The sequence below is a fragment of the Vibrio sp. V23_P3S9T160 genome, from assembly GCF_963886625.1.
Lineage (GTDB): Bacteria > Pseudomonadota > Gammaproteobacteria > Enterobacterales > Vibrionaceae > Vibrio > Vibrio anguillarum.
In genome coordinates this window covers 1-24204 of the sequence record NZ_CAWPDB010000117.1, presented here as the reverse complement: position 1 = coordinate 24204, position 24204 = coordinate 1, and the positions used below count along the sequence as shown (strand labels likewise).

Here is a 24204-nt window from a genome sequence, read left to right as displayed (position 1 = left end):
TTGGCCTTTAATCCCTCATTTTAGTTACTCATGCTGGCGTGGTTTTGTTGAAAGAAGGCGCAGTGTGAAGGAGAAAAATTATGGCAAAAGTTGAATTTAAGAACATTAAGAAGTCGTTTGGTCATGTGGATGTTGTTAGGCATTTTGATTTCACGGTGAATGATGGTGAGTTTGTGGTATTTCTTGGCCCATCGGGTTGCGGAAAATCAACCACATTACGCATGTTGGCGGGGCTGGAGTCGATTACGGCCGGTGATATTTACGTTGGTGACAAGTGGATGAATAACGTAGATGCCAAAGATAGAGACTTAGCGATGGTGTTCCAAAGTTATGCGCTTTACCCACATATGAGCGTGTATGAAAACATCGCGTTTGCATTGAAGTTAAAAGGCATGCCAAAAACTGAAATCGATAAGGAAGTGCGTAAAGCGGCAAAAATGTTAGAGCTTGACCCGCTCCTTGATCGTAAGCCTAAAGAGTTATCCGGCGGTCAACGCCAACGCGTGGCGATGGGGCGTGCCATGGTGCGTACGCCAAAAGTGTTCTTGTTTGATGAGCCACTTTCTAACTTAGATGCCAAACTTCGTGGTGTGATGCGCGAAGAGATCAAGCAGTTACATCGTCAGCTTAAAACCACCACTATTTATGTTACGCATGATCAAATTGAGGCCATGACGCTCGCTGATCGCATTGTGATCCTCAAAGATGGCTATGTTGCGCAAGTCGGTACGCCAACAGAGGTGTTTCAACGCCCGGCGAACAAATTTGTGGCGCAGTTTATTGGTAACCCTTCGATGAACATGCTTGATGCACAACTTATCCAGCAAGATGGCGAATGGCTTATCCAACTGGGTGACATCTTTATCCCGCTTCCCGAGCGATTTAAAGCGCATGCGTCTAAAAACCTCGCATTGCATGTCGGTATTCGCCCCACCGATATTCACTTACGCGCAGAACAAGTTAACCATGAACGCGTCTTGCCAATTGCCGTCACGCTCAAAGATAAAGAGTTGCTCGGTGCGAGTATTTTGTTGAAAACCCATGTTGCAGGCCAGCCTTTGATGGTGGAAACCCAAGCGGCAGAGGTAGAGGTGACGAAGGTTACACTCTATCTCGACCTAGATGCGATTCATATTTTTGATGCGCTGAGTGAAAACTCATTGGCCAGTTTTTAATGGTGAACAAGACGATGACAATAATAAAGCAAGCCCCTTATTTCGACGTTTGGCCCAAAATAGAATCAGCAATCAAAGCTGACCCTGAAATTGAACAGCAAGTAGCAAGAATCGTAGAGTTGATGACCTTAGAAGAAAAAATTGGCCAGATTATCCAACCAGAAATCCGCGATATTACGCCGCAAGAAATCATCGATTATAAGATTGGTACGGTACTCAATGGTGGTGGCTCTTGGCCAAACAGCAATAAACATGCACCAGCCAGTGAATGGGTAGCGAAAGCCGATGAATACTGGTTTGCCGCAGAAAAAGCTTATCAAGGTCGCCCATTTCATATTCCGTTTATGTGGGGGACTGACGCAGTACACGGCCACAATAACGTCTTTGGTGCAACCGTATTTCCGCACAATATTGGGTTGGGGTGCGCGCGCAATCCTGCCTTAATTCGCAAAATTGGCCGTATTACCGCGCTGGAAATCGCCGCGACGGGTATTGATTGGACCTTTGCACCAACCGTGGCCACCCCTCGTGATTTGCGTTGGGGGCGCTGTTATGAAGGTTACTCTGAAGACCCCGAAGTGACTTATGTTTATGCCAGTGAAATGGTCGCAGGTTTGCAAGGTGACGCCATTGACTTACAAGGTGAGCATCATGTGATCTCAAACGTCAAACATTGGGTGGGCGATGGCGGCACAGTGAATGGTGTTGATCGTGGCAGCAATACTTACAGTGAAGATCTGCTGCGTAACGTGCATGCCATGGGCTATTTCAGTGGCCTTAATGCCGGTGCGCAAGTGGTGATGTCTTCATTTAACTCGTGGGATAACCAAGCGAACTACGATCACGCGCCGCACATTTCAGGTGATTACAACCTCAAAATTCATGGCAGTAAGTACCTACTCACTGATGTTTTGAAAGATCAAATGGGCTTTGATGGATTAGTTGTAACCGATTGGCATGGTCATTCTGAAGTCAGTAAATGTACCGATGGTAATGCGACTTACGCTATCAATGCGGGTAACGATATCTTAATGATCCCTATTCGTGAGCATTGGCAATCAGCCTATCGTCAAGCGGTGAGCGATGCCAAAAGTGGAGTACTGAGCCAGAGCCGAATTGATGATGCTGTGACGCGTATTTTACGGGTGAAAATGCGCGCGGGTTTATGGAAAAAACCGCATCCTTCAGCGCGAGCTTTGGCTGGTCAGCAGTCTTTGATTGGTTGCTCTGAACATCGTGCTATCGCTCGCCAAGCCGTGCAGCAATCGATGGTACTGTTGAAAAATAACAAGGGTATTTTACCGCTCAAACGTGGGTGCAAGGTTGTGTTAACGGGCAGCGGCGCCAATGATTTGCAAAAGCAAGCGGGCGGGTGGAATCTCACTTGGCAAGGGGATGAAAATAACTTAGCCGATTTCCCCGGAGCCACCACAGTGAAAATGGCGTTAGAAGCCGAATTGGGCATAGATAATGTTTGCTACGATCCAGAATTAGCAGGTGATTGGCAAGCGGGTGATATTGCGGTTGTGGTGTTTGGTGAAGATCCTTATTCTGAAATGATGGGTGACATCAAAGCGTGGCAATCTTTGGAGTTTTCAACCTTGAAACGTCGCTACCGAGCAGATAGCGAAAAAATCAAAGCATTTCATAAGCGCGGCGTAAAAGTGGTATCGATTTTCTTTAGCGGTCGTCCACTGTTTGTCAATGAAGAAATATCCTTGTCTGATGCTTTTGTTGCGGCATTTTTACCCGGCAGCGAAGGACGTGGCATTACTGATGTTTTAGTGGCTAAAGAGAATGGTGAAGTTAATATCGACTTCTCTGGTACCTTGTCATTCAGTTGGCCCAATAAAAAGCGCAGCACCTGTGTGAACCGTATTCCTCCTCATATTCCCAACTATGTCGTGCCTGAATGTGAGCAGTCTCCTGTTGGGGAACATGCTCCTTTATTTGAATACGGTTATGGGCTTAATTACGCTGAAAAAAAACAAACTCGAGATTTGGATAACCTTGATTTAGATATCGACTCAGAAGAAGCAAAATGGCAAGCAACACGTGCAGAGCATCTGTATGGCATTATGGCGACGATAGGCGATTATCAACTTAAAGTGTCGGATGCTGAACATTGGATGGGCGTGGATGTCTCACGCAACAACGTGATGAAACTCGGTGCTGTCCGAACTAAGCCGTATAACTACCAGCAGCAGCAAGACGCCGTTGAGGTAGAAATTCTGGGGGGTGGAGCAATGGTTTATGCGCAAACGGGGCTAGGGCAAGCGGAAGATTTCAGCCATTACGATAATGCGCATGGTGTGGTCAGTTTTGAGATTAAAGTGCTCAGAGCGGCAACAGAACCTGTTTATTTGTCACTGCAACGCGCCGTTGTTCCTGGATGTTTGGGGGATATTGATAACGTGGTTAAAGTGGACGTCAGCCACTACTTTTCCACCATCAATGATAGCTTTACGCGCGTGAACATTGCTTGTTCACATTTCTCCGAGCAGGGATTAAGTTTTACTCATCTCGACACGCCCTTCTCATTATTTACTAATGGTGAGTGTCAATTTGTGATCGCCAATATATGTTGGGATACACAGTAAAAAGAAACGATAGACTCCTTCTCCGTGTGGAGAAGGAGTGCTTCTAAAGGGCCAAACATCGCCATGAGAAAATCAAAGAAAGCACCCACTGTTTATGATGTCGCTAAGCTTGCCGAAGTTTCGGCAAGCACTGTCTCTCGTTTTTTGAATCGCACAACTTACGTATCGGATGAAAAAAGCCAAAATATTGAACGTGCAATTAAAACCCTTGGTTACAAACCTAGTTACCCAACCAGTCATCTAGGCAATAAGCGTTCGATGACTATTGGTGTATTAGTGCAGCACGCAGAGAGCCCTCACACCAGTCGAATTCTGAATGACATGGAGAAGGTATTAATGACCCAAGGGTATTCACTGGTGATTGCCACAGGTCAGTGGCAGAAAAACTTGGAAGCACATGCACTGGAGTATCTTGCCAGAAGCAATGTCGATGGAATGATCATAGTGACAGGCAGTTTAAAAAGCGATCAAATCCTCAAATATGCTCAATCGATTCCCATCATTGCTGTCGGCCACCAAATTGTTAGTAATAATGTACGTTGCATTAATGTGGACAATGTACTCGGCGGTTATATTGCCACCTTGCACCTATTGCAATTAGGGCACGTGAACATTGCTCATATAAAAGGGCTCGCTAATCAGCCTGATTCAACCGCACGTTTCACTGGCTACCAAAAAGCGCTTCGTGAAGCGGGAATTAAGCCTATGCCTAAACTCATTAAACAAGGTGACTTTAGCTCTGAATGTGGGTATGAAAAGACGGTTGAACTGTTGCAGTCGAAAGTCCATTTCTCGGCTATTTTTGCTGCTAATGATCAAACAGCTTATGGTGCCATTAAGGCGTTAACTGATCACGGTGTGCGAGTGCCAGATGATGTTTCAGTGATTGGTTTTGATGACTTACCTGTCTCTCAGTATTTCACTCCGGCCCTAACGACATTACGCCAACCAATTGAAGAGATCGGTGCGGTGTGCGCGCATTCCATTCTCAACTTGCTCAGTGGTGAGAGGCACGATGCTAGGTTACCCCCTATCGATTTAATTGTGCGAGAGTCCACAAAGTCTATCTACCGTTAATAAAAAGCCCTCGTTAGAGGGCTAGTAGGACATGAAATTATAACCGTCGGAATTGGCGAACTAATGTGCCTTGAGAGCTAAGGTTTACCACTAAATCCTCACATTCATCTTCGTGTATCGTTGGCTTATAACATCAATATGACTTACGACTTGACCTTACGAGTAAGCTTGCCACAATGTGCGCATGCAATAACTGTAGGGAAAACAGTATGATATTTTATTCTTTTGGGCGGCTAAAACCCATCGCGTTACTCTTAACTTCTTTACTTTCATCAACTTCTTTCGCTGCTATCAGTGATGCGCCTGTGGTTGGCGGGCTGTTCAATTCGGCGCAAATATTGAAAAATCAAATGGCGTCGTCTTTAAGCTATTCAACGCGCTTTGCCCGTGATTCGACCTTATTTACCATCGCCGGGGTAACACTCGATAGCTATATCCTTATGTTGCCTTTAGATGCAAAAACAAAAGCTCGCGTTATTGCACAAATTTCTAACCCAACTTACGCCATCCCGCTGGGCTATTTTTTATATCAATATTATGATCGTTATACGGGGTTAGAAAATGATGATGTATTTAAACAGTATTTAAGTACTGTTTATGACGCAAAGGTTTTAAAGGGATTCGAGCATAGCCTCTACCATTATGGGGAAGAGGTGGTGAGTGAACAAAAAGAAAATATTAAAGATCAAGGGCATCATGAAGGGATTAAAGTGGATGCCCAATTTATTGTGGCCATGGTGACTGTGTATGATGCCTTGGTTGAAATTGGTGAGTGGCAACAGCTTGAGAGATTGCCGGATCACTATCAATATCTGACGTCAAGTGAACCCGATCGATTACTGATTAATAAAATCCAACCGATAGTGATCCAAATTATTAGTCAGGCTGCTAATGGGATGGATGAAGGAGAGATGAAGCAAGCCCTTTTTGGGGTATTAGAAGATGCAAAGCCAGAAAATACAGCACGTGTGAATAACAAAGCAGAGGCAATCACGGTTACTTTGATTGATTTTGTGCGTATGAACGTATTAAAAGGCTACCGCCAATTTGTCTATCAGCAAGAGCGTGAACAAGCACTAAATTCCTGGTTACAAAAAGCATTTGATGATGATCCTCAAGCATTGATTGCGTTTCTCCGCTCTCAGCAACAACGTCGTATGGCAGTGCAGATCACCGTGGATGGTTTGCAACAAGGGCTGATCGAAGGTTTGGTTGACCCGAGTAAGCCATTTATCCGCAAAGCTCACCAAGATCACAACAATCGATTGAGCACGAAGCCCTCTTCAATGGAGGTGGTTCAACCTGAACATCAGCAACAAGTACGTTTCATGCAGATATTGGCTGAGCAGCCTTATCACGATCCACATTACTTGCCGTTTTTTAAACGCTTGTATCGTGATCATCGCGCTTCTATTACTCAAGTGGGCATTTCATCAACACCAACGATCAGTGTGCGTAATTTACCGATCATAAAAACAGGAGCTAAGGTGTCCGGCCAAGGTGGTACTGGCATACCCAATTTCCACTTTGTTGATCGCCCAACCGACCGTGCTTATTACTTTTTTGGTAATGATGCACTGCAGCTTGATCGCTTACTGGTTAAAAACCAAGTACAAACGATGTTTGATCGCCTCGCTTACCTCAATACCCTCAACTGCAATGCGCAATACGATTGGAATGCTCATACCACTTATGATGGTTTAGTGAATTTAGGGGCGGGTGAGGCATTACGTGATTTTGGTGAAAAGCGGTGTGTGCGTGAGCTGAAAGAGCGCGCGATTGTCGAACGTGAACTCCAACAGTTGCGAGCGACATTAGTTGAAGAGGTCACGCGCTATCAGCAGATAAGCAAGTGGGATTTTTATACTCGCTGGACTCGCCATCAAGTGCTTGCTCACCAGTTGAAACAACTTGCACAAAAAGAACTGAAAGGAATGCCCGACTATACGCTGATTTATAATCCATGGCCGGATCATTTTGCTCATTTTAGCGGCCCATTCAGCGATGAAGTCATCATGCCAACTGGGGAACTAAACCGCCTCGATTACTGGCTAGCGCAAATAGAAGCAACCTATCAATACGCGGGAGTATATGACCGCACGTTATGGGGCATGGCTGGCGATCATGGTTTAGCTCCTGTTTATTTCTCCCTCAACCCAGAAAAACAGATCTTTGAGCCGCTAGCTTCACAACTGGGAATAAAACTCAACGTGAAAAAAATCTCATCGGATGAGGGAGAAGGGCCAAAAATGACTAATGCGATTAACGCGCCGTCAAACAAAGGGATTGATGTGGTCGTCGCTTCCACTGCGGGTGGAAATTTTATGATGGATTTCTTTAATGCAGAAGCTGGATGGGAAGTTCAACCTGTTTATCAAGAGCTGATCCGTTGGCAACCGATCCATTCTAAGCCAGGGCAGCAGGTTGATGTGATCGATGAAACCGTAGCGCGACTTGCTGAAAGCCTAGATTATTTAGTTGTGAGAGAAAAACCATGTGATTTAACGGACTGTTCTGTACGGTTGGTTGGCGAGCGGCAAGGTAAACGAGTGGATGAATGGATTGAAAAAAAGGGTGATAAACTGCGCTATTTTGCTAAATCGGAACAGCCATTGCTGCTTGGCGTTCAGCAGCTAAATGCTTATTTGTCGCCTCCTTCATCTGACGAGCTAGAACATTATGCACAACTCGTCGAACGTTGTGTTTATCACGCTAAAGCGAATCAAGCTGAGACGTGGTGCTCAAGTGCGCAGTGGCGAGAGTTAACACGTTTTACGCCCCGTCCAGATTCGGTTAATCAGCTCGCTGCTATTTATGAAGACGACCGTGCGGGCACCATTAACCTATTTCCTAAAGAGGGCGTTGGCTTTAATACTAAAGTTCCGGGGCGTCATGCGGGTGAAAGCTATCTAGAAAAAGATGCTTTTATCGGTTTTTGGGGGAGCCCGATTGGCAATCAAGCCACGCCGCTCGGTTCAGTCGAAAATGGCTCACTTGCGCCCACTCTTTATCACTATTTAACGGGAGACGAAGTTAAAGTTGGTGAAGATGGGTGGGGTTATCCGTCGGTTCTTAAACAGCTGGATATTCGTTAGCGAGATTTAGCCGTTATGACTGCCAATGAAATAAGTGAGCGTTAGGCTCTATTGAGTGAAGAACGTTCGCTTGTTTCATTGGCTTCGATTGCAGCCTTAAGTGGCTGGTTGATCAGCACGTTTAAACTTCAAACGATTTTTCACATCTCGGCTGCTCAGAATACGTTGGCTGTGATCAATATCGAGCTTGGATTTTGCTAAGCGATCATACAGCAGCACATTGACGCTCGCGGCCAAATTCATGCAACCAATCGTTGGGATGTATACAACCTCACTGGCTTGGTTAACTATCTCTTGTGGAATAGAACCATCTTCAGGGCCAAACACATACAGCGCTTTTTCCGGGTGAATAAACTCGGGCAGTGGTGTCGCCCCTTCTGCCAGTTCAACACAGACGATTTTCATCTCACTTGGCAAGTCCTGCGTGATCTCTACCATCGCGGTGAGCGGGATTTTACTTTGAATGTTTTTTGTGTCGGTTTGAAATTTCACTGCGCGATCATAACGCTCACCACTGTAGCGAACCGCGCATGCTTGGTAGCAACCTGCCGCGCGCATCACGCCACCTACGTTGGTTGGGCTTTTAGGGTTACACAAACCAATGATCACTGACATTTCACGTTCCACAAAAAATCCTCTCACAATTTGGGGCGGGCAGTATAACGCTAAAATTTGCCTTGAAAGAAAAAATATCGATAAATCGTTCAATAGTTTTTATATTTTTCGTGACCTTTCTTGGAGTACTCAAACTGTCGTATTTCTTACATCAATATTTCATAGGGGGATGGCTTAATTTATTTTTTCACAGTTAAAGGATGAAAACGTGAAGATTATTAATAAAGTCATGCTATTTGGGTTGTCTCTTGCTGCTCATGCGGTATTGGCGGACACCGATATTTATTTAACCAATAACTCTGCGCTGCCGATGTCTATTACTGTGAAACAGACCGGATCTGATCAGTTGCAACAAGGCAGTGAGTGGCAGCAACACAGTGAAACGTTAGGCCCGTGGGAAACCAAAATGGTGCTCAGCTTTAACCGCTGGCAAGGGGTGGAATCTGGCAAAACGTACCAATTTGAAACCATGGTGACTTTGCCGCAAGGGCAGGTTTTCTCTTTACAGCAGAAGATGGAAGGTCATTGGTATAACTCAAGCATTGAGCATGGGGTACAAGCACGAGATGTGCCTCTTCAGTGGCAAAATGATCGTGCGGTTCACCGTTATTACTCAACGCAGTTGATTGAACGTCCAACCGAGCTTGCGTTTAAATCCGTCAGCACCACTCGTTACGACGACATTTATTACACCATTACGCCAACGAATACAGAAGAAACACCCGATGCTGAGACCTTAAAAGTGATGACCTATAACGTTTGGGCGTTACCTGTGATTGCTTCAAATATTGCCGAGCGTTTTGCTATCATCCCTCAGCACATCAAAGGGTATGATGCCGTAATGCTGCAAGAAGTGTTTGCTGCGGGGCGTGATGCCTTTCTTCGAGAGCTGGCAAAAGAGTATCCGTACCAAACGAAAATGCTCGATAAGTCTGGGGTGAATATCCATGACGGTGGAGTGATCATCGTCAGCCGCTACCCAATTGTTAACCAAGGACAGTATGTTTTCCCTGATTGCTCGGGAACTGACTGTTTTGCTGATAAAGGGGTGAATTATGCTGAAATCATCAAAAATGGTCAGGCTTATCATCTGTTTGCAACGCATACTGCCTCGTTTGATACCGATACCGCTCGCGATTATCGCCAACGTCAGTTCAGACAGATGCGCAGTTTTGCGCAATCGTTCTCTATTCCCAGCACAGAAACGGTGATTTATGGCGGTGATTTTAACGTGAATAAACGTAAATTTGCCGATGACTATCAAAACATGCTCGCGAATCTTGCGTCAACCGAACCTAGCTACGCAGGCTATACCGAATCAACGTTTGATCCGCGCATCAATGATTTTGCAGGAGAACCCTTATCCGGTGGTGAAAACGTGGAGTACCTCGATTATGTGGTGGTAAGCCAAGAGTTTGCACAACCAAGCGAACAACAAAACCGCAATACTGTGCTGGTGCCAAGAACCACGGACGAGCGTTTATGGCAGCATTACAATTTATCGGATCACTTTCCGGTTAAAGCTGAGATCCGCTAGATGCGTTGGGTTAGGTTATTGATCTGCGTTGCCTTAGCCGGCAGCGCAAGCTATTGGTGGGTGAAGAGGGATGAGTTTCCCACTATCCAAACACCCCCCAATAGAATTGAGGTTGCATTGCCGGGCACGGTGCGTTTGCCAGAGCAAAGTGGCGTTGCTTGGCTGGCTAATCGCGATCATCCAACCCATGAAGAGTCGGCTCTCGTTGGTGAAACGCTGCAAACAGAAATAGGCAAAGCGCTGAGAGAGAGAATAGAGCAGTTTTGGCAGCAGTGTCGTCAGCAAAATGTGTGTGCTGCGCGGCTACAACAATTACAAGCGCAGTTGCCCCATGAACGCTATGAGCTGGTTGCACTCTATTGGCAAAAACAGGCGCAACGTGACGCGTTGCTTGGAATGGAACTCATCAGTCAGGATACGGAATTAGGTGACAAAATGGCGTATGTAAAATCGATTGATCAACAAGTATGGGGGCGACAAGCGGATATCTTGTTTGCTGATCAGTACGCTTATGATGATTTTGTACAGCAACCCAATGACTACGAAGGTATTGCTTCCGTAGAAGAGGCGTTGCAGAGCATTGAACAGCGGCTTACACAGCATCAATATCAATGGGATACCTTTTCATTAAACACAGGTAATGCACGCTATGAACAAGCGATTCGGCTGATCCCTCAACATTTATCGTTAGAACAGCGCTTAGAAGTACAACAAGGTTTAGCCGAACTTTACTTAAATGAACATGAGCGCAGTGAGGTGGCCCATCGCCAAATCGAGCAACAAGCGCAGGCTGCTCAAGTCATTGACTACCAGCAAGCGTTAGCGCAGTTAGAAAAAACGCTCTCAAGCCAGAGAAAGACAGCCTATGCCACCCTTTCGACAGAAGAGTGGGTGCGCTATGCGGCAAAGCAGCGTTATGAGTTTAGAAAAGCATTTTTTGCTCGTTAGGATGAATAAGATAACTACAGCGCTCTTTATTCACTCGCCATGAACCGTTAAACTCACCAGCAAATAACTGACTTGGATTGATCATGGCAACCTTATCTCTACAAGAGCAAATGCTAAAAGCGGGTTTAGTTAACGCCAAAAAACTCAGCAAAGCGAAAAAGAGCTCTAAAAAATCGCGCGTGCAAGCACGTGAAGTGAAAGCGGCAGTAGAAGCGAATAAAGTCGAGCAACAAGAGCGCGACAAGGCACTAAATAAACAGCAAAAAGAGCAGTTGTTGAGCAAAGAAATTCGTGCTCAAGTAAAACAACTGATTGAGATGAATAAGCTGGATCTAAAACACGGTGAAATCAAATACAACTTTGTTGATGGTAAGTTGGTGAAGTCACTTTATGTCGATCCACTGGTTCGTGATCAACTGAGTAAAGGAATCCTGGCTATCGCGCGTTATGAAGATGGCTATGCTGTCATCCCGGGTGTGGTAGCGGATAAAATCTTCATGCGTGATGAAGAGAGCATTATCGAAAATAAAACTGCCGATGAATCTCTACCTGCTGAAGATGATCCGTACGCGGATTTCGTAGTCCCTGATGATTTGATGTGGTAATTCCTTTCAGCTCTCCTTCTCAACGGAGGAGGGCTCTCGTTCTCCCTTCCTACCTCTACTTTCCACTTAGCCTATTTCCCCCAATGGTTTCGGTACTAATAGACAGAGTTTGTTGACAATGTTTGGTAATCAAACTAAATTTAAATCAAATATTTTGATTATCAAACTAAGTGGGTGGGATTTTGCAGTTTACTACCGAGCATCGTCATAACTTTATCGCTAGCGCAGACCAAAATGAGAAACGCACGTTTTACGTTCTTTTGCTCACGCTTGTCACCATGGTAGCGGAGATCATTGCTGGTACTATTTTCGGTTCGATGGCTCTGCTTGCCGATGGTTGGCATATGGGTACTCATGCGGCTGCTTTCTGCATTACGCTGTTTGCTTACCGTTATGCCAGAAAGCATGCACACAGTGAGAAGTTCTCATTTGGTACCGGTAAAGTGAGTGTGTTGGGAGGCTACACCAGTGCGATTGCATTAGGTATTGTGGCGTTGCTGATGGTGGTGGAATCGGTTCATCGTTTATTCAATCCCGAAGCGATTCAATTTAATGAAGCGATTATTGTCGCCATCATTGGCTTGCTGGTGAACTTAGTGAGCATGCTATTGTTGCATGATAACCATCACCACCATCATAGTGACCATGACCATGACCATGACCATGACCATGACCATCACGATCATAATTTACGAGCTGCCTATTTGCATGTTCTTGCCGATGCCTTGACTTCTCTTCTGGCGATTGTGGCGCTCTTGTTTGGAAAATATTATGGCTGGAACTGGTTAGATTCTGTTGTAGGCATCGTCGGCGCTGCCGTGATTGCTAAGTGGACAATAGGCCTTATCAAGCAGGCTAGCCCTATTTTATTAGATGAAAGCATCGAGCAACCCTATCGACGTTTAATTGAAGAAGAGCTAGCCGCATTTGCGGTGATTAAAGATCTCCATATTTGGAAAATCAGTGGTCATCACTACTCAGCTGCGATTATCTTAGAATCTCATGTTGATAAAACCGTTGCAGAATATAAACAAATATTGGCGAAGTTTGATAAAATCCACCACCTTACCCTTGAAGTTCACCCGATGGCATGATGAGTAATATCGAAAAACTGAATCAACAATTAACGGAATTTTACGACAAGATGTCCTCATGGGAGCAATCTGTGGTGCGAGAAACAGGCTACTCCCTGGCGCAGATCCACACCATCGAGGTGTTAGGTATTCATGGCCCGATGAGAATGAAAGAGTTAGCGCAAAAACTCGGTATCACAACTGGTACGCTCACCGTTCAAATAGAGAAGTTAGTGAATGCTAAGTTGATTGAACGCGGCGCGCACCCAGATGACAGAAGATCGATTGTCGTGACTTTAACTGTAGAAGGTCAGAAAATTCATCGCCAGCATAATCAGTTGCATGTGGAGTTAGTGAAAGATCTGACGAGATACTTGGATGCAAACGAAGAAACAGTATTACTCAACAGCCTGCTAAAAATGAACCAAGAGTTTTAAACTATGACCAACCACTTGCGACTTGCAAGTGGTTGGTCAGCTAATTTTCTGTTTTATTCTACCTGTAATGTTACATCAGAAAAATTCGAGTATGCATCGATCATGATATGCAGATCCTCAGCATTTGGCTCTGCTAAGCATTGCTCATTACTTCCTGATTGGTAAGGCCGACAATCAAAGACTCTTTTGGTCGGTGGATTGCCTGAAAGGGTATAGAGATCGGCATCGCCTTGCCCAGAGGTTATCGAAATTTTCACCGCTGTTTGGCGTTCTGATGCAGGTAAAATGAATCGTTTTTGTTGGCCTTTGCTCAAGGTGATGCCAGTAATGCTTTGCCCACGTTGGATGACGCCATCTTGCGGAGGTGGAGTGCCTCCTTTTTTCCCTACGGGCAACTGGTTATCAAAGAATGGTGCAACCTGAGGCCAGATTTTGCTGATTTTGACCCCTTGGTTTTCACATCCCCCAAAGTGGTGTAGTGCAATGACTTTATGGCTCTCAGAGGCCAATACAGGTGAACCAGAAGAGCCGCCAATAGTGTCACAAAAATACCCTGTGTCGGTATTGGCACCGCGACCATTGGTAGAGGCTATATCAATTTGGCACATGCCAGAGCCATTTTGATCGCTTTCTATCGCCAACTCTTTGGGGTTACCAGCGCCGTGTTGTGGAATATAAATACCCGTGCCGTAGCTGGGCTCTGAATTGTCTAAGCCTAAGTAACTAAATTGTCCTAGCTGCTCGAAATTAGCCACCGTGAATAATGTGTAGTCCAAGGTATAATCGGTGCTTAATAACTGATCGCCCATGACCTTCACTGTGGTATCCAAGCTACCGCCGCAAGTCGTGCGTTGGTAATTAAACCATACTTCAGTATTTTTTAGTTCAGAGGCTGTTGATACACAGTGGTTATTGGTGATCATGTGATTATTGGGCCCGACACGCCAAGCCGTGCATAAGCTACGGCCATCAATCAGTAGCCTTGCTACGGCGCTACTCCACGCCACTTTTTCAGGGTGTGAGTCGCTCCAACAAGTAACATCTTTTCTTTCATTGATGCCACAGGTTGAAAACAACCCAGAGTTATCAGCGGCTAGGTTCGGTTGTGATAACGTGGCACTTTCATTCCCAGCCATAAAATAGTCAATTGAGATCTGTGCTTGGTCAGGATGTTCACCGGTTTTCCACTCTACGATAACGCTATCTCCATTAATCGAGCGGGCAAATAAAGGCCCGTTCTCTGAACTGTCGTAGGTGATACTTTCATTGCTGTGTGGAGAGTGTAGTGTGACGCTTCCCCCTTTGCTGAGCTGAAACTTATCAAAGTGGACCTTAATAAAGCTGGCTCCCGGCGAATGGATTGGATAGTGAGTGGTTAGAGATTGGTGGGTTGTTAAAGAATGCGGATGGATTACTTTATCCGCAATGGTGGGGAGTGATTCTTTTTCTATTGAAGCAGTCGCTTGAGTAGAACTCAACACCACTGCTGCTATTAAGCCAAGTAGACGTATTGATAATTGCATTTTGATCTCCTCTATGTGGCAATAAATGCCTCATAAAGCATATGAGCCTATGAGAGTATTGGCTCAAAAATAGTCTCGATATGAGTGTAAACTTAATTGTGCGTAATATTATCAATAGCAGTCCTCTCCAGTAGTCTCTCGATGATGGTAGAGGTATAGATTCAACAAAAAGTATCATTATTCAATCTTTAAATCGTTAGAATGATACATTCTGTCAGATGTTGCATGGGTGATGCTGCTAGACTTGTTCATGAACTTATTCATAGGAGAAAACAATGAACTCGACGATTTTTAGCTCGGCCATCGTCACCACGACGTTAACCACTAGCTTATTATTTACAGGGATGGCAAACGCTCTGCAACTCAGCAGCCGTGATATCCAAGAAGGCCACCCGATGGCAAAAACCTTTGAATTTTCAGGCTGGGGTTGTGCTGGGGAGAATCTTTCGCCGCACTTAATTTGGACTGATGCACCACAAGGAACCAAAAGTTTTGCTATTACGGCTTTTGATCCAGATGCTCCGACAGGAAGTGGCTTTTGGCATTGGATTGCGCTGGATATTCCAGCGACAGTGAGTGAGCTAGCACGTAGGGTTGAAGTCAAAAAGCTCGGTGCAATAGAAACACGTATCGATTATGGCAGCGTTGGTTTTGGTGGTGCTTGTCCGCCAGAAGGGCACGGAATGCACCGTTACCAGTTTACGGTATGGGCTCTCCCGACGGAAAAACTCAATTTGGCGGCCGATGTATCACCTGCGGTGGTTGGTTTTACCCTCAATAGTTTGGCGTTAGAAAAAGCGACGCTGACCGCAACCTATACACGCTAATTCATGGGGGAGTGATGAATCACCAATACCAAGTCACCACCTTTCGAGCCGCTCAGCAACAAAGGCTGAGAAATGTGAGGATTCACTCTCCAAGCTTGATTCAGATCCAATCTGGCAGTAAAAAACTGTTTCATAAGGAAGAGGCCATTAATCTATCGAGCACTTCGTTATTGTTGTGTGAGGCCTCAGCTTCGCTCAGTTTCGAAAATTTACCAGAACACGGTTACTTCTCTTCAAGGCTGTTCAGTTTCACCTACCGCCCGACCGAGGCGATGCTTGCGTTAAGCGCGAGTCATGATCGCCCAGTTATGTGGCCTGTGATTTCAACCAGCCCCTCACTGAAAAGTTCGCTCAATGCGCTCGCCTCGTTCGATCTTTCGTTAATCAGCCAAGAAACCCAAGCCTATCTACTGATGGTGTTATACCAACAATTGGCTGAGCAAGGTGCGCTGCATTGGCTCTTTGAGAGTAATTCTCTACCCTTTGAGCAGAAGCTGAGAAACTACCTCGCCCAGTCACCAGAAGAAGAACATCCACTTGAGCGGGTAGCAACGCACTTTGCCATGAGCCGCGCGACCTTAATTCGACGCTTAAAGCAACATGGCACCCGTTACCGTGAGGTTTTGGCTGAAGTGCGTGTGAATCACGCGCTGAACTTAATGCAAAGTGGCCAACGAAATATAGCGATATTGGCGCAGTGTTGCGGCTACCAATCGGAACAGCGATTTAATCAACGCTTTCGCAGTCAGTTTGGTTTAAGCCCCAAAGCGTATTTACACACTCTTGGTATGCGAGGTAAAGGTACGCCAGATAAAGAGACAAAAAAAACAGCCCATTTTATCCAATGAGCCATTTTAAGATTGAGGGTAGATCAAAGCGGTTTAGACACCTCATCAACCAAATACAAAATGGATTGATATGGAATGCCGCTGTGGTGCGACAGGCCAATTTCACAGGTACGGCTATTACTGAATCCGCGTTCGCAGTGAGCAGGAACTTGCTCTTTGAGCGGATGAACGGCCGCCGCATTCAGTTCTGGCGTGGTAAAGCCTTTATCGCCCGCCCAGCCGCAGCACTGAATATGCTCTGGCACAATCACTGTGCTGACGCAGGTTTGGGTCAATTTGAGCATGTCGGCTTCCAACCCCATTTTGCGCGCACTACAGGTGATATGCAGCATCACAGTTTCTTCTTTGGCTTTGATCGCTAAAGAATCCAGCAGATACTTATTGACAAAACCGACGGGTTCTAAGATCTCCAGTGGTTTAGTAAATTGTTCAATACTGCGTTTTGCACACGGGCTAGTGTCCATCAATACCGGATATCGCCCTTGTTGGCTAGCTTGCCATAACGCGGCTTCTAACTGCTGCGCTTTTGACTGTGCAAGCTCATTCATTCCCTTGCTGTCATAGGGCATGCCACAACATTGGCTGTTGAGCTCGTTAGGTAGAATCACCTCATATCCTGCTTTGTTAAGCAGTGATAAGGTCACTTCGGTTAATGGCCGCTGATCGCCCGCGCTGTTTTGTTGGCCCATATTTCGGCTCGCACAAGAGGGTAGATAGACGACTTTTTTCTCACGGCGCGGCAGGTTTTCTACTGCAATGGCTAAGTTTTGATGATTGGCTTGCGGCAGTTGTGGATACCAAATAGGCGTTTTGCCTTTGCTGAGTTTACGCAAGCCGTTGGTTGCGCCGCCGACTAACTTCTCGCCCAGCCATTTGCTAGCCAATTGGTTGGCACTGAGGCCGATTTTAGCCACGGCTGTGGTGGCGGCAAAGTGATCCGCTGTCCATGTAGCAATGGGGATGAATTTTTGGTATTTCGCGGCGCGCAGCTTTTTCACTAAATCGCCAGTGTTGATGCCAACAGGGCAGCGCTCAGCGCATAAGCCAGTAGCGGCGCAGGTGTCTAATCCTTGGTATTCAAAGACTTTTTCAAGCTCAGAAGCTTCTACCGTTTCACCTTGCGCGCGTCGACGTTGTAGCTCGCGGTACAAGACGATTCGTTGACGTGGCGAGAGCGATAGTGTGCGAGATGGACAAACAGGTTCGCAAAACCCGCATTCGATGCAGCGATCGACCAAGGCATCAGCCGCTGGCATCGGCTTTAGGTTAGCTAAGTGGGAACGCGGATCATCGTTGATTATAACGCCGGGGTTGAGCAAGCCTTGTGGATCAAACAGGGTTTTGATTTGTTGCATTAAGGCGTAACCGTCTTTGCCCCATTCCAATTCCACATACGGTGCCATGTTACGGCCCGTGCCGTGCTCGGCTTTGAGTGAACCCTGATATTTCACTGCCACTAGCTCGGCCACTTCATCCATAAATGCGCCGTAGCGGTCGATCTCGCTTTGGCTATCAAAGCCTTGTGTAAAGACAAAATGCAAGTTGCCTTCCAGAGCGTGGCCGAAGATGATGGCTTCGTGATAGTGGTAGTGATCAAACAGAGCCTGCAAATCGCGCACACCATTCGCAAGGCTTTCTACCGGAAACGCCACATCTTCAATGATGACGGTTGTCCCTACTTCGCGCACCGCGCCGACGGCAGGGAACATCCCTTTGCGAATGCCCCATAAGGTTGCCACCGTTTTGGTATCAGAGGTGAATGGTACGGATTCGATGATCTGATAGTCGCTTAGTGCTGCCATCACGGTGCTGCATTGTGAATGAAGTGTTACGTGATCGCTGGCGTGAGACTCAATTAGCAGCGCAGCGGCTTCTAGATCCAATTGCGCAATAAACGCGGGCATGCCAGCTTTGTCAGCGACAGAGCGCATCGCGCGTCCATCCATCATTTCGACTGCCGCAACTGGGGTTTTGGACAGGGTCGTAACCGCTTGGCTAGCCTGCTCAATATCAGCAAAGACAAGCAGCGCCGAGGCTTTGTGCGCGTGCTCAATGACGGTGTTGTAGGTGATGTCGGCAATAAAACCGAGTGTGCCTTCTGAGCCAATCATCAAATGTTCAATAATTTCAATCGGATCAGAGTAATCAACGAGAGCATTTAGGGCGTAGCCAGTGGTGTTTTTTAGGCGATATTTGTGGTGAATAAGCTTTGATAGTGTGTGATTTTGCGCCGTTTGTGCATGAAGTTGAGCAATACCTTCAATCAATTCGGGTTTAGCGATTTTGAATGCAGCGATGCTTTCTGGGTTTGCGGTGTCGAGCACGGAACCGTCTGCGAAGACGATCTTCATACTATCGACAGTGCGGTAAGAGTTTTGCGCGGTGCCGCAGCACATACCACTGGCGTTATTGGCGGCGATTCCACCAATTTTGCAGGTGTTAATTGAGGCTGGATCTGGGCCGATTTTGCGTTGAAAAGGGGCAAGGTATTTGTTGGCATCGGCTCCGATGACCCCCGGTTGTAGGGTGATTTTTTTGCCCTCATCGTGAATGCGATGGCCTCGCCAGTCATCGGTTAAGGCGATCAAAACCGAATCAGAAACTGCCTGACCAGATAAACTGGTGCCAGCGGCGCGAAACGTGCAGTGAACGCCAAGCTCGCGGCAGCTTTTAATGGCAAAAATGACCTCATCAAGGCTTTGTAAGCGCAGCACAATTTTCGGCACCAAGCGATAGAAGCTGGCATCAGTGCCATAAGCAAGGCGTTTTGCCTGCTGCGTGATGATGCGCTCAGGGTCGATGCGCGTAGCGAGTTGCGTTTCCAGTTGACGATAGGTGGCGTCTGAAAGAGTGCTGGCCATCATTGTTTCCCATTTTAAATTGAGGTTGTGGATAGGTTAACGTGCGGCTACCGTTGGTTTGTCATCATGAGATTAAAGTTTGACTAACGATTCTCGTGACAAATCGGCAATGGTTTTCGCTCCGGTTAAGGTCATGGCAACGCGCATCTCTTTTTCATACAAATCGAGCAAGTTCTCAACGCCGCTTTGACCTTGCGCCACCAATGCATAAACAAACGAGCGACCCAGCAGCGTGCAGTCCGCGCCCAGCGCCAGCATGCGTACCACATCAAGCCCAGTGCGAATCCCTGAATCGACCAGAATTTTCAGGTCGCCCTTCACCGCATCAGCAATCGCAGGTAAAGCTTTGGCGGTTGACAACACTCCATCAAGCTGGCGACCACCGTGGTTGGATACGATAATGCCATCAGCGCCAAATCGCACCGCGTCTTTGGCATCTTCTGTATCTAGAATGCCTTTAATGATCATCGGGCCGTCCCAAAAATCGCGGATCCACTCTAAATCTTTCCATGAAATAGAAGGATCAAAATTCTCACCAAGCCAACCAATGTAGTCTTCCAATTTAGTCGGCGTGCCACGGTAGGCAGAAATATTGCCTAAATCGTGTGGTTTACCGAGCAAGCCGACATCCCACGCCCAGCTTGGGTGTTTCATCGCTTGAAACACTCGGCGCATCGCCGCGTTAGGGCCGCTCATGCCAGAATGCATGTCGCGGTAACGCGCGCCGGGAACGGGCATGTCTACGGTAAACACGAGGTTTTTCACCCCCGCGGCTTTGGCGCGCTCCAACACATTTTTCATAAAGCCGCGATCTTTAAGCACGTAGAGTTGAAACCAAATTGGTCGAGCCAGTGCCGCTGATACTTCTTCGATCGGGCAAACCGATACGGTGGACAGTGTAAAAGGAATGCCTTTATTTTCAGCCGCGCGCGCTGCTTGCACTTCGCCGCGCCGCGCGTACATACCAGTTAAACCAACGGGGGCAAGAGCAATCGGCATTGCAAGCTGTTCGCCAAACAGTTGTGTTTCTAAACTGAGCTCTGACATGTTATTAAGCACGCGTTGGCGCAGTGCGATGTCAGCTAAATCCGCGGTATTGCGTGTGAGCGTGTGCTCACCGTATGAGCCACCATCAATATAATGAAACAGAAAAGGAGGCAATTTCGCTTTCGCGGCAGCGCGATAGTCGGTGGAGGCTGAAATAATCATAGATTGAATCCTAATTTGTGCAGAGCCGCCGCCTAGCGAGCTCTGCATTTCTTACACAAGATTAATGGTTATAAAAACCAAGTTGATACCAAATCACATCACCAAACTTAAGGTTGCTGGGTCATTAGTACATCGGTCATATTAAAGCCGTAAATCACCACTAAACCGATAAGGCCGGTCATCACAAGGTAGTAGAAAGTTGGGATAATGGTTTTGCGCAGCGTAGCTCCTTCTTGGCCCAATAAACCGACCGTTGCTGATGCCGCGACGACGTTGTGAATCGCAATCATATTGCCCGCCGCTGCGCCAACAGCTTGTAGCGCAATGATCATCACACTGGAGATAGAGAGTGTTTGCGCCACTTCAAACTGGAACTGGCTAAACATCATGTTCGACACCGTATTTGAGCCTGCGATGAACGCCCCAAGTGCACCAACGGTGGCACTTAATGCAGGGAAGGCATCACCGACTAAACCCGCGGCAAAATTGGCGGTAGTGACCGGCATGCTCGCAAGCTCTGCGCCATTGACGCCAGAGTTAATAAAAATACGCACCATAGGGATAGTGAATACCAACACAAAGCCCGCGCCGATCAGCGTTTTGCTTGATTCACCGAATGCTTTGATGAGCGGTGTCGCACTGCGTGACTGCAATATTACTGCCAGTAACGCGACAAAAACCAAGATGCCACCGGGAAGATAAAGCGGTTGAATGGCCGTGCTGATGCCTGTTTCAGCCAGAATGTTGTTAAAGGATAGGCTCACTCCAGCCAGCAGTGACTTAAATTCGCTGCTCACACGGCTTGCCACAAGGATAACCGCGAGCAGAACATAGGGAGTCCAAGCCAATGCAAGGCCCATCGGTTTAGCTTTGATCTCCTCAATATCAATTTTTAATGAGCCTAACCACTCTGCGGGCCACGATTTCTCTTCTGGAAAATCCCATTGTGATTTTGGTACTAAAAAGCCTTTTTTCGCGGCCGTGACAACCAGTGCCAAGCTGATCAAGCCACCGATTAATGAGGGAAATTCTGGGCCAAGAAAGACGCCCGTTAGCGCGTAAGGCACAGTAAAAGCCAAGCCAGAGAAAATCGCAAAAGGCAAAATATCTAACCCTTCGGTCCAGCTTTTGTTTTTACCGAAAAAGCGCGTCAACATCATCGCCATTAATACTGGCATCAATGTACCGACTATCGCATGGGTGATGGCGACACTGGCGGTGATTTGCTGTAAATACACATCCCAACTTGAACCGTTGCTGATCAGCGTTTCGGTGATGTTGTGCGTATCTAACCCCTTGTTCACCCCAACAATAATGGGCGTACCCACTGCGCCGAAAGAGACAGGAGTGGATTGGATCATCATCCCCATCAATACGGCAGCCAACGCCGGAAAGCCAATCGCAACCAGCAACGGAGCCGCGATAGCCGCCGGTGTACCAAAACCAGAAGCGCCTTCAATAAAAGAGCCAAAACACCACGCAATGATAATGGCTTGCACACGGCGATCAGCCGAAACATCCGTAAAACCGTTACGAATGGTGGTGATAGCACCAGTGTGTTTTAAGGTGTTGAGTAGGAAGATTGCGCCAAACACAATCCAGAGCACGGAAATCGTGATACCGAACCCTTGCAAAACAGAAGCGAGCACGCGGTTTGCCGACATATCCCAAAATGTGAGGGCGATGGCCACAGTTAATGCAAAGGCCACGGGCATCGCCTTTTTCGCAGGCCAGTTGAGCCCGACTAAAAGAATCGCTGCTACCACAATGGGGGAGAAGGCCACTAGTGCCAGTAAGGTTTCGTTCATTGGATACTTCCTCGTAAAGTGTGCTCTTCGTACTAACTCTAAATAGTAGGATAGTTGAAGAGCAGACATCCTGTGGGGCTACAGACCTTTCGGCCACGTCGGGTAGCTAAATTATTATATTTGTGATGTTTTTGTTAATTCGGAGTGAATTTACTCCTTTATTTTTTATGGATATAGGGAAATAATGAAAATAATTAATTCCAAAATTGACATAATAAGATGCGAGCAGACGACCTAATATTGTTTTCACAAGTGATGGAACTGGGAAGTTTTAGTAAAGTAGCAGAACAGAATAGCCTTACAAATTCAGTAGTTAGTAAAAGAATGGCGCGTTTAGAAGAAGAGTTAGGCGTGCAGCTATTATATCGAACTACGCGTAAATTAACTCTGACTGAAGCAGGCAAGGCACTCTTACAGGGTGCGAAAAATGTGAAGCTTGCCACTCAAGAAGCCGTCGATGCGGTGGCTGGGTTTGGTGAAAATGTCAGCGGCCACATCAAAATGTCGGTACCCACTATATCAGGCGATCTAATATTGGCCGACGCGGTTGCGGAATTTTGCAATTTACACCCCGGCTTAACGGTGGACATGTCGCTTGATAACCGTTTTGTTGATTTAGTAGAAGGAGGTTTTGACCTAGTGATCCGCACTGGTTATTTGGAAGATTCAAGCTTAATTGCGCGGCATATTTTAGACTCACAGTGGGTTGTGTGCGCTTCTCCCTCTTATATTGCGAAAAATGGAAAACCGTTAAAACCGGAAGATTTAGTCAACCACAACTGCTTTCAATATGCCTACCAAACCACAGGCGCTAGCGAGTGGGAATTTAAAGGTCGCAAAGGAAACTACATTGTCACAGTGTCGGGCTGCTTCTCTACGGATAATGCCACGGCACTGAGAAAAGCGGCTTTAGGCGGCCACGGCATTGCTTATGTACCGCGCTGTTTGGTTTATCATGATTTTCGGAACGGCCAGTTAGTGGATGTTTTCCCGGAACAAGTGGGCAAAAAATTGGGTATATATGCCGTGTATCCCTTTACTCGCCAACCCCCGAATAAAGTTCGCTTGCTGATAGAGCACATCCGCGCCCACTATTTGACTATTTCACACTATTTTTGAGTGTGACTTATGTAAAGCATGTCTTCGGTCTGTATACCGTTCTGTTCCTCCCCCTTTTAGGGGGAGGTTAGGAGCTGTCTCTTATACACAAATCCCCAAGCCTCTGCTTGGGGATTTTTTTGAACTAATTTTATGTTTCATGATCTGATCATCTAAGCAATAACAAGGATGATTAGAATGACTTATATAGAACCAACCCTCTGGGCACAAAAGCAATTTGGTCAAGCTCACCTCAATGACCCAAGACGTACTCAAAGACTCGTTGCCCTAGCAGCCTCTCTGGCCGAGCAACCTGGCGTACCGGTCTCGAAACTCATCATCTCCCCTGCTGATATGGAAGGGGCTTATCGCTTTATTCGTAATGAGCAAATCAAAGCAGAAGATATCGCTGAAGCGGGCTTTCATGTCACAGCGCAAGAGGCTTTAGAGCAACAAACACTTCTTGCATTAGAAGATACGACTTCTCTAAGTTACTCCCATCGCAGCATACAAGATGAACTTGGGCACTCCAATCAAGGCAATCGAAATCGAGCTATGTTCATACACTCGACCTTACTTTTTGCTCCCGAAACTCAAGTGGTTGTTGGCTTAATTGAACAACAACGCTGGACTCGAGATATTGAAAAGCGTGGACAAGGACACCAGTACGCCACTCGACCATACAAAGAGAAAGAAAGCTATAAATGGGAGCAAGCTTCTCGCCATGTCGCAGAGCGACTTGGCGAGAAAATCTCAGATGTTATTTCTGTGTGCGATAGAGAAGCCGACCTATTTGAATACCTCACTTACAAGCAAGAGCAACAACAGCGATTCCTCGTTCGCTCAATGCAAAGTCGCTGTATAAAAG

Annotated in this window: 17 protein-coding genes and 1 pseudogene; 13 read left to right on the top strand and 5 right to left on the bottom strand. The window is 46.5% G+C overall.

Annotated elements, in window-relative coordinates:
• Positions 1-80: 80 nt before the first annotated feature.
• From AACU59_RS08575 to AACU59_RS08560, 4 genes are all read left to right on the top strand, one after another.
• On the top strand, positions 81-1175 hold the full coding sequence (locus AACU59_RS08575) for an ABC transporter ATP-binding protein (protein ID WP_013868152.1): 1095 nt from the start codon (positions 81-83) through the stop codon (positions 1173-1175).
• Positions 1175-3775 (top strand): glycoside hydrolase family 3 protein, encoded by a 2601-nt coding sequence (locus tag AACU59_RS08570; protein WP_094144634.1) that lies wholly within the window; start codon positions 1175-1177, stop codon positions 3773-3775. Before AACU59_RS08575 ends, AACU59_RS08570 begins: the two co-directional genes overlap by 1 nt.
• Positions 3776-3838: 63 nt before the next feature.
• Entirely contained in the window at positions 3839-4852 is a 1014-nt protein-coding gene (locus AACU59_RS08565) for a LacI family DNA-binding transcriptional regulator (protein WP_026027775.1), read from the top strand.
• A gap of 176 nt (positions 4853-5028) precedes the next feature.
• On the top strand, positions 5029-7947 hold the full coding sequence (locus AACU59_RS08560) for an alkaline phosphatase family protein (protein ID WP_094144633.1): 2919 nt from the start codon (positions 5029-5031) through the stop codon (positions 7945-7947).
• Positions 7948-8043: 96 nt separating this feature from the next.
• On the opposite strand, the gene AACU59_RS08555 is transcribed toward AACU59_RS08560, so the two are convergent.
• Positions 8044-8574 carry an RNA methyltransferase gene (locus AACU59_RS08555; RefSeq protein WP_370685849.1) on the bottom strand — a complete coding sequence of 177 codons (531 nt, stop codon included), beginning with the start codon at positions 8572-8574 and terminating at the stop codon, positions 8044-8046.
• Positions 8575-8770: 196 nt separating this feature from the next.
• Here AACU59_RS08555 and AACU59_RS08550 point away from each other — a divergent pair, with 196 nt between their 5' ends.
• The 5 genes from AACU59_RS08550 (at position 8771) to AACU59_RS08530 (ending at position 13162) form a co-directional block, all read left to right on the top strand.
• A complete protein-coding gene (locus AACU59_RS08550) occupies positions 8771-10099 on the top strand; it encodes a sphingomyelin phosphodiesterase (protein ID WP_094144833.1) in 1329 nt (442 codons plus the stop codon).
• Complete coding sequence (locus AACU59_RS08545; RefSeq protein WP_237666593.1) at positions 10100-11047, top strand: hypothetical protein; 948 nt, start codon at positions 10100-10102, stop codon at positions 11045-11047.
• Positions 11048-11130: 83 nt separating this feature from the next.
• Complete coding sequence (locus tag AACU59_RS08540) at positions 11131-11652, top strand: DUF2058 domain-containing protein (RefSeq protein WP_161437640.1); 522 nt, start codon at positions 11131-11133, stop codon at positions 11650-11652.
• A gap of 182 nt (positions 11653-11834) precedes the next feature.
• Positions 11835-12746, top strand: coding sequence for a CDF family Co(II)/Ni(II) efflux transporter DmeF (gene dmeF, locus AACU59_RS08535; protein WP_094144834.1), 912 nt, complete (start codon positions 11835-11837; stop codon positions 12744-12746).
• Positions 12746-13162, top strand: a complete 417-nt coding sequence (locus AACU59_RS08530; protein WP_094144830.1) for a MarR family winged helix-turn-helix transcriptional regulator — start codon at positions 12746-12748, stop codon at positions 13160-13162. Before dmeF ends, AACU59_RS08530 begins: the two co-directional genes overlap by 1 nt.
• 53 nt (positions 13163-13215) lie before the next feature.
• Here AACU59_RS08530 and AACU59_RS08525 read toward each other — a convergent pair whose 3' ends face one another.
• Complete coding sequence (locus AACU59_RS08525) at positions 13216-14685, bottom strand: serine protease (RefSeq protein ID WP_094144829.1); 1470 nt, start codon at positions 14683-14685, stop codon at positions 13216-13218.
• A 275-nt stretch (positions 14686-14960) separates the two neighbouring features.
• Between AACU59_RS08525 and AACU59_RS08520 the strand changes: the two genes are divergently transcribed.
• Positions 14961-15512 (top strand): YbhB/YbcL family Raf kinase inhibitor-like protein, encoded by a 552-nt coding sequence (locus AACU59_RS08520; protein WP_094144828.1) that lies wholly within the window; start codon positions 14961-14963, stop codon positions 15510-15512.
• Between the two features lie 14 nt (positions 15513-15526).
• Positions 15527-16360, top strand: a complete 834-nt coding sequence (locus tag AACU59_RS08515; protein WP_094144827.1) for a helix-turn-helix transcriptional regulator — start codon at positions 15527-15529, stop codon at positions 16358-16360.
• A 23-nt stretch (positions 16361-16383) separates the two neighbouring features.
• On the opposite strand, the gene AACU59_RS08510 is transcribed toward AACU59_RS08515, so the two are convergent.
• The 3 genes from AACU59_RS08510 to AACU59_RS08500 form a co-directional block, all read right to left on the bottom strand.
• Complete coding sequence (locus AACU59_RS08510; RefSeq protein ID WP_161437639.1) at positions 16384-19224, bottom strand: FAD-binding and (Fe-S)-binding domain-containing protein; 2841 nt, start codon at positions 19222-19224, stop codon at positions 16384-16386.
• Positions 19225-19293: 69 nt separating this feature from the next.
• Complete coding sequence (lldD, locus tag AACU59_RS08505; protein ID WP_094144825.1) at positions 19294-20430, bottom strand: FMN-dependent L-lactate dehydrogenase LldD; 1137 nt, start codon at positions 20428-20430, stop codon at positions 19294-19296.
• A 107-nt stretch (positions 20431-20537) separates the two neighbouring features.
• Entirely contained in the window at positions 20538-22238 is a 1701-nt protein-coding gene (locus AACU59_RS08500) for an L-lactate permease (RefSeq protein ID WP_094144824.1), read from the bottom strand.
• 219 nt (positions 22239-22457) lie between these two features.
• Here AACU59_RS08500 and AACU59_RS08495 point away from each other — a divergent pair, with 219 nt between their 5' ends.
• On the top strand, positions 22458-23357 hold the full coding sequence (locus AACU59_RS08495) for a LysR family transcriptional regulator (protein ID WP_161437637.1): 900 nt from the start codon (positions 22458-22460) through the stop codon (positions 23355-23357).
• A 177-nt stretch (positions 23358-23534) separates the two neighbouring features.
• Positions 23535-24204 (top strand): annotated as a pseudogene (locus AACU59_RS08490) (IS4-like element ISVa18 family transposase); the annotation flags it as partial.

Bases quoted from the DNA above. Each gene is read 5' to 3' on its own strand.
- AACU59_RS08530 (WP_094144830.1), top strand. From the start codon at position 12,746: ATGAGTAATATCGAAAAACTGAATCAACAATTAACGGAATTTTACGAC.
- AACU59_RS08515 (WP_094144827.1), top strand. From the start codon at position 15,527: ATGAATCACCAATACCAAGTCACCACCTTTCGAGCCGCTCAGCAACAA.
- AACU59_RS08565 (WP_026027775.1), top strand. From the start codon at position 3,839: ATGAGAAAATCAAAGAAAGCACCCACTGTTTATGATGTCGCTAAGCTT.
- lldD (WP_094144825.1), bottom strand. From the start codon at position 20,430: ATGATTATTTCAGCCTCCACCGACTATCGCGCTGCCGCGAAAGCGAAA.
- AACU59_RS08525 (WP_094144829.1), bottom strand. From the start codon at position 14,685: ATGCAATTATCAATACGTCTACTTGGCTTAATAGCAGCAGTGGTGTTG.
- AACU59_RS08510 (WP_161437639.1), bottom strand. From the start codon at position 19,224: ATGATGGCCAGCACTCTTTCAGACGCCACCTATCGTCAACTGGAAACG.
- AACU59_RS08540 (WP_161437640.1), top strand. From the start codon at position 11,131: ATGGCAACCTTATCTCTACAAGAGCAAATGCTAAAAGCGGGTTTAGTT.
- AACU59_RS08520 (WP_094144828.1), top strand. From the start codon at position 14,961: ATGAACTCGACGATTTTTAGCTCGGCCATCGTCACCACGACGTTAACC.
- AACU59_RS08570 (WP_094144634.1), top strand. From the start codon at position 1,175: ATGGTGAACAAGACGATGACAATAATAAAGCAAGCCCCTTATTTCGAC.
- AACU59_RS08560 (WP_094144633.1), top strand. From the start codon at position 5,029: ATGTGCGCATGCAATAACTGTAGGGAAAACAGTATGATATTTTATTCT.
- AACU59_RS08495 (WP_161437637.1), top strand. From the start codon at position 22,458: ATGCGAGCAGACGACCTAATATTGTTTTCACAAGTGATGGAACTGGGA.
- AACU59_RS08575 (WP_013868152.1), top strand. From the start codon at position 81: ATGGCAAAAGTTGAATTTAAGAACATTAAGAAGTCGTTTGGTCATGTG.
- AACU59_RS08500 (WP_094144824.1), bottom strand. From the start codon at position 22,238: ATGAACGAAACCTTACTGGCACTAGTGGCCTTCTCCCCCATTGTGGTA.
- AACU59_RS08545 (WP_237666593.1), top strand. From the start codon at position 10,100: ATGCGTTGGGTTAGGTTATTGATCTGCGTTGCCTTAGCCGGCAGCGCA.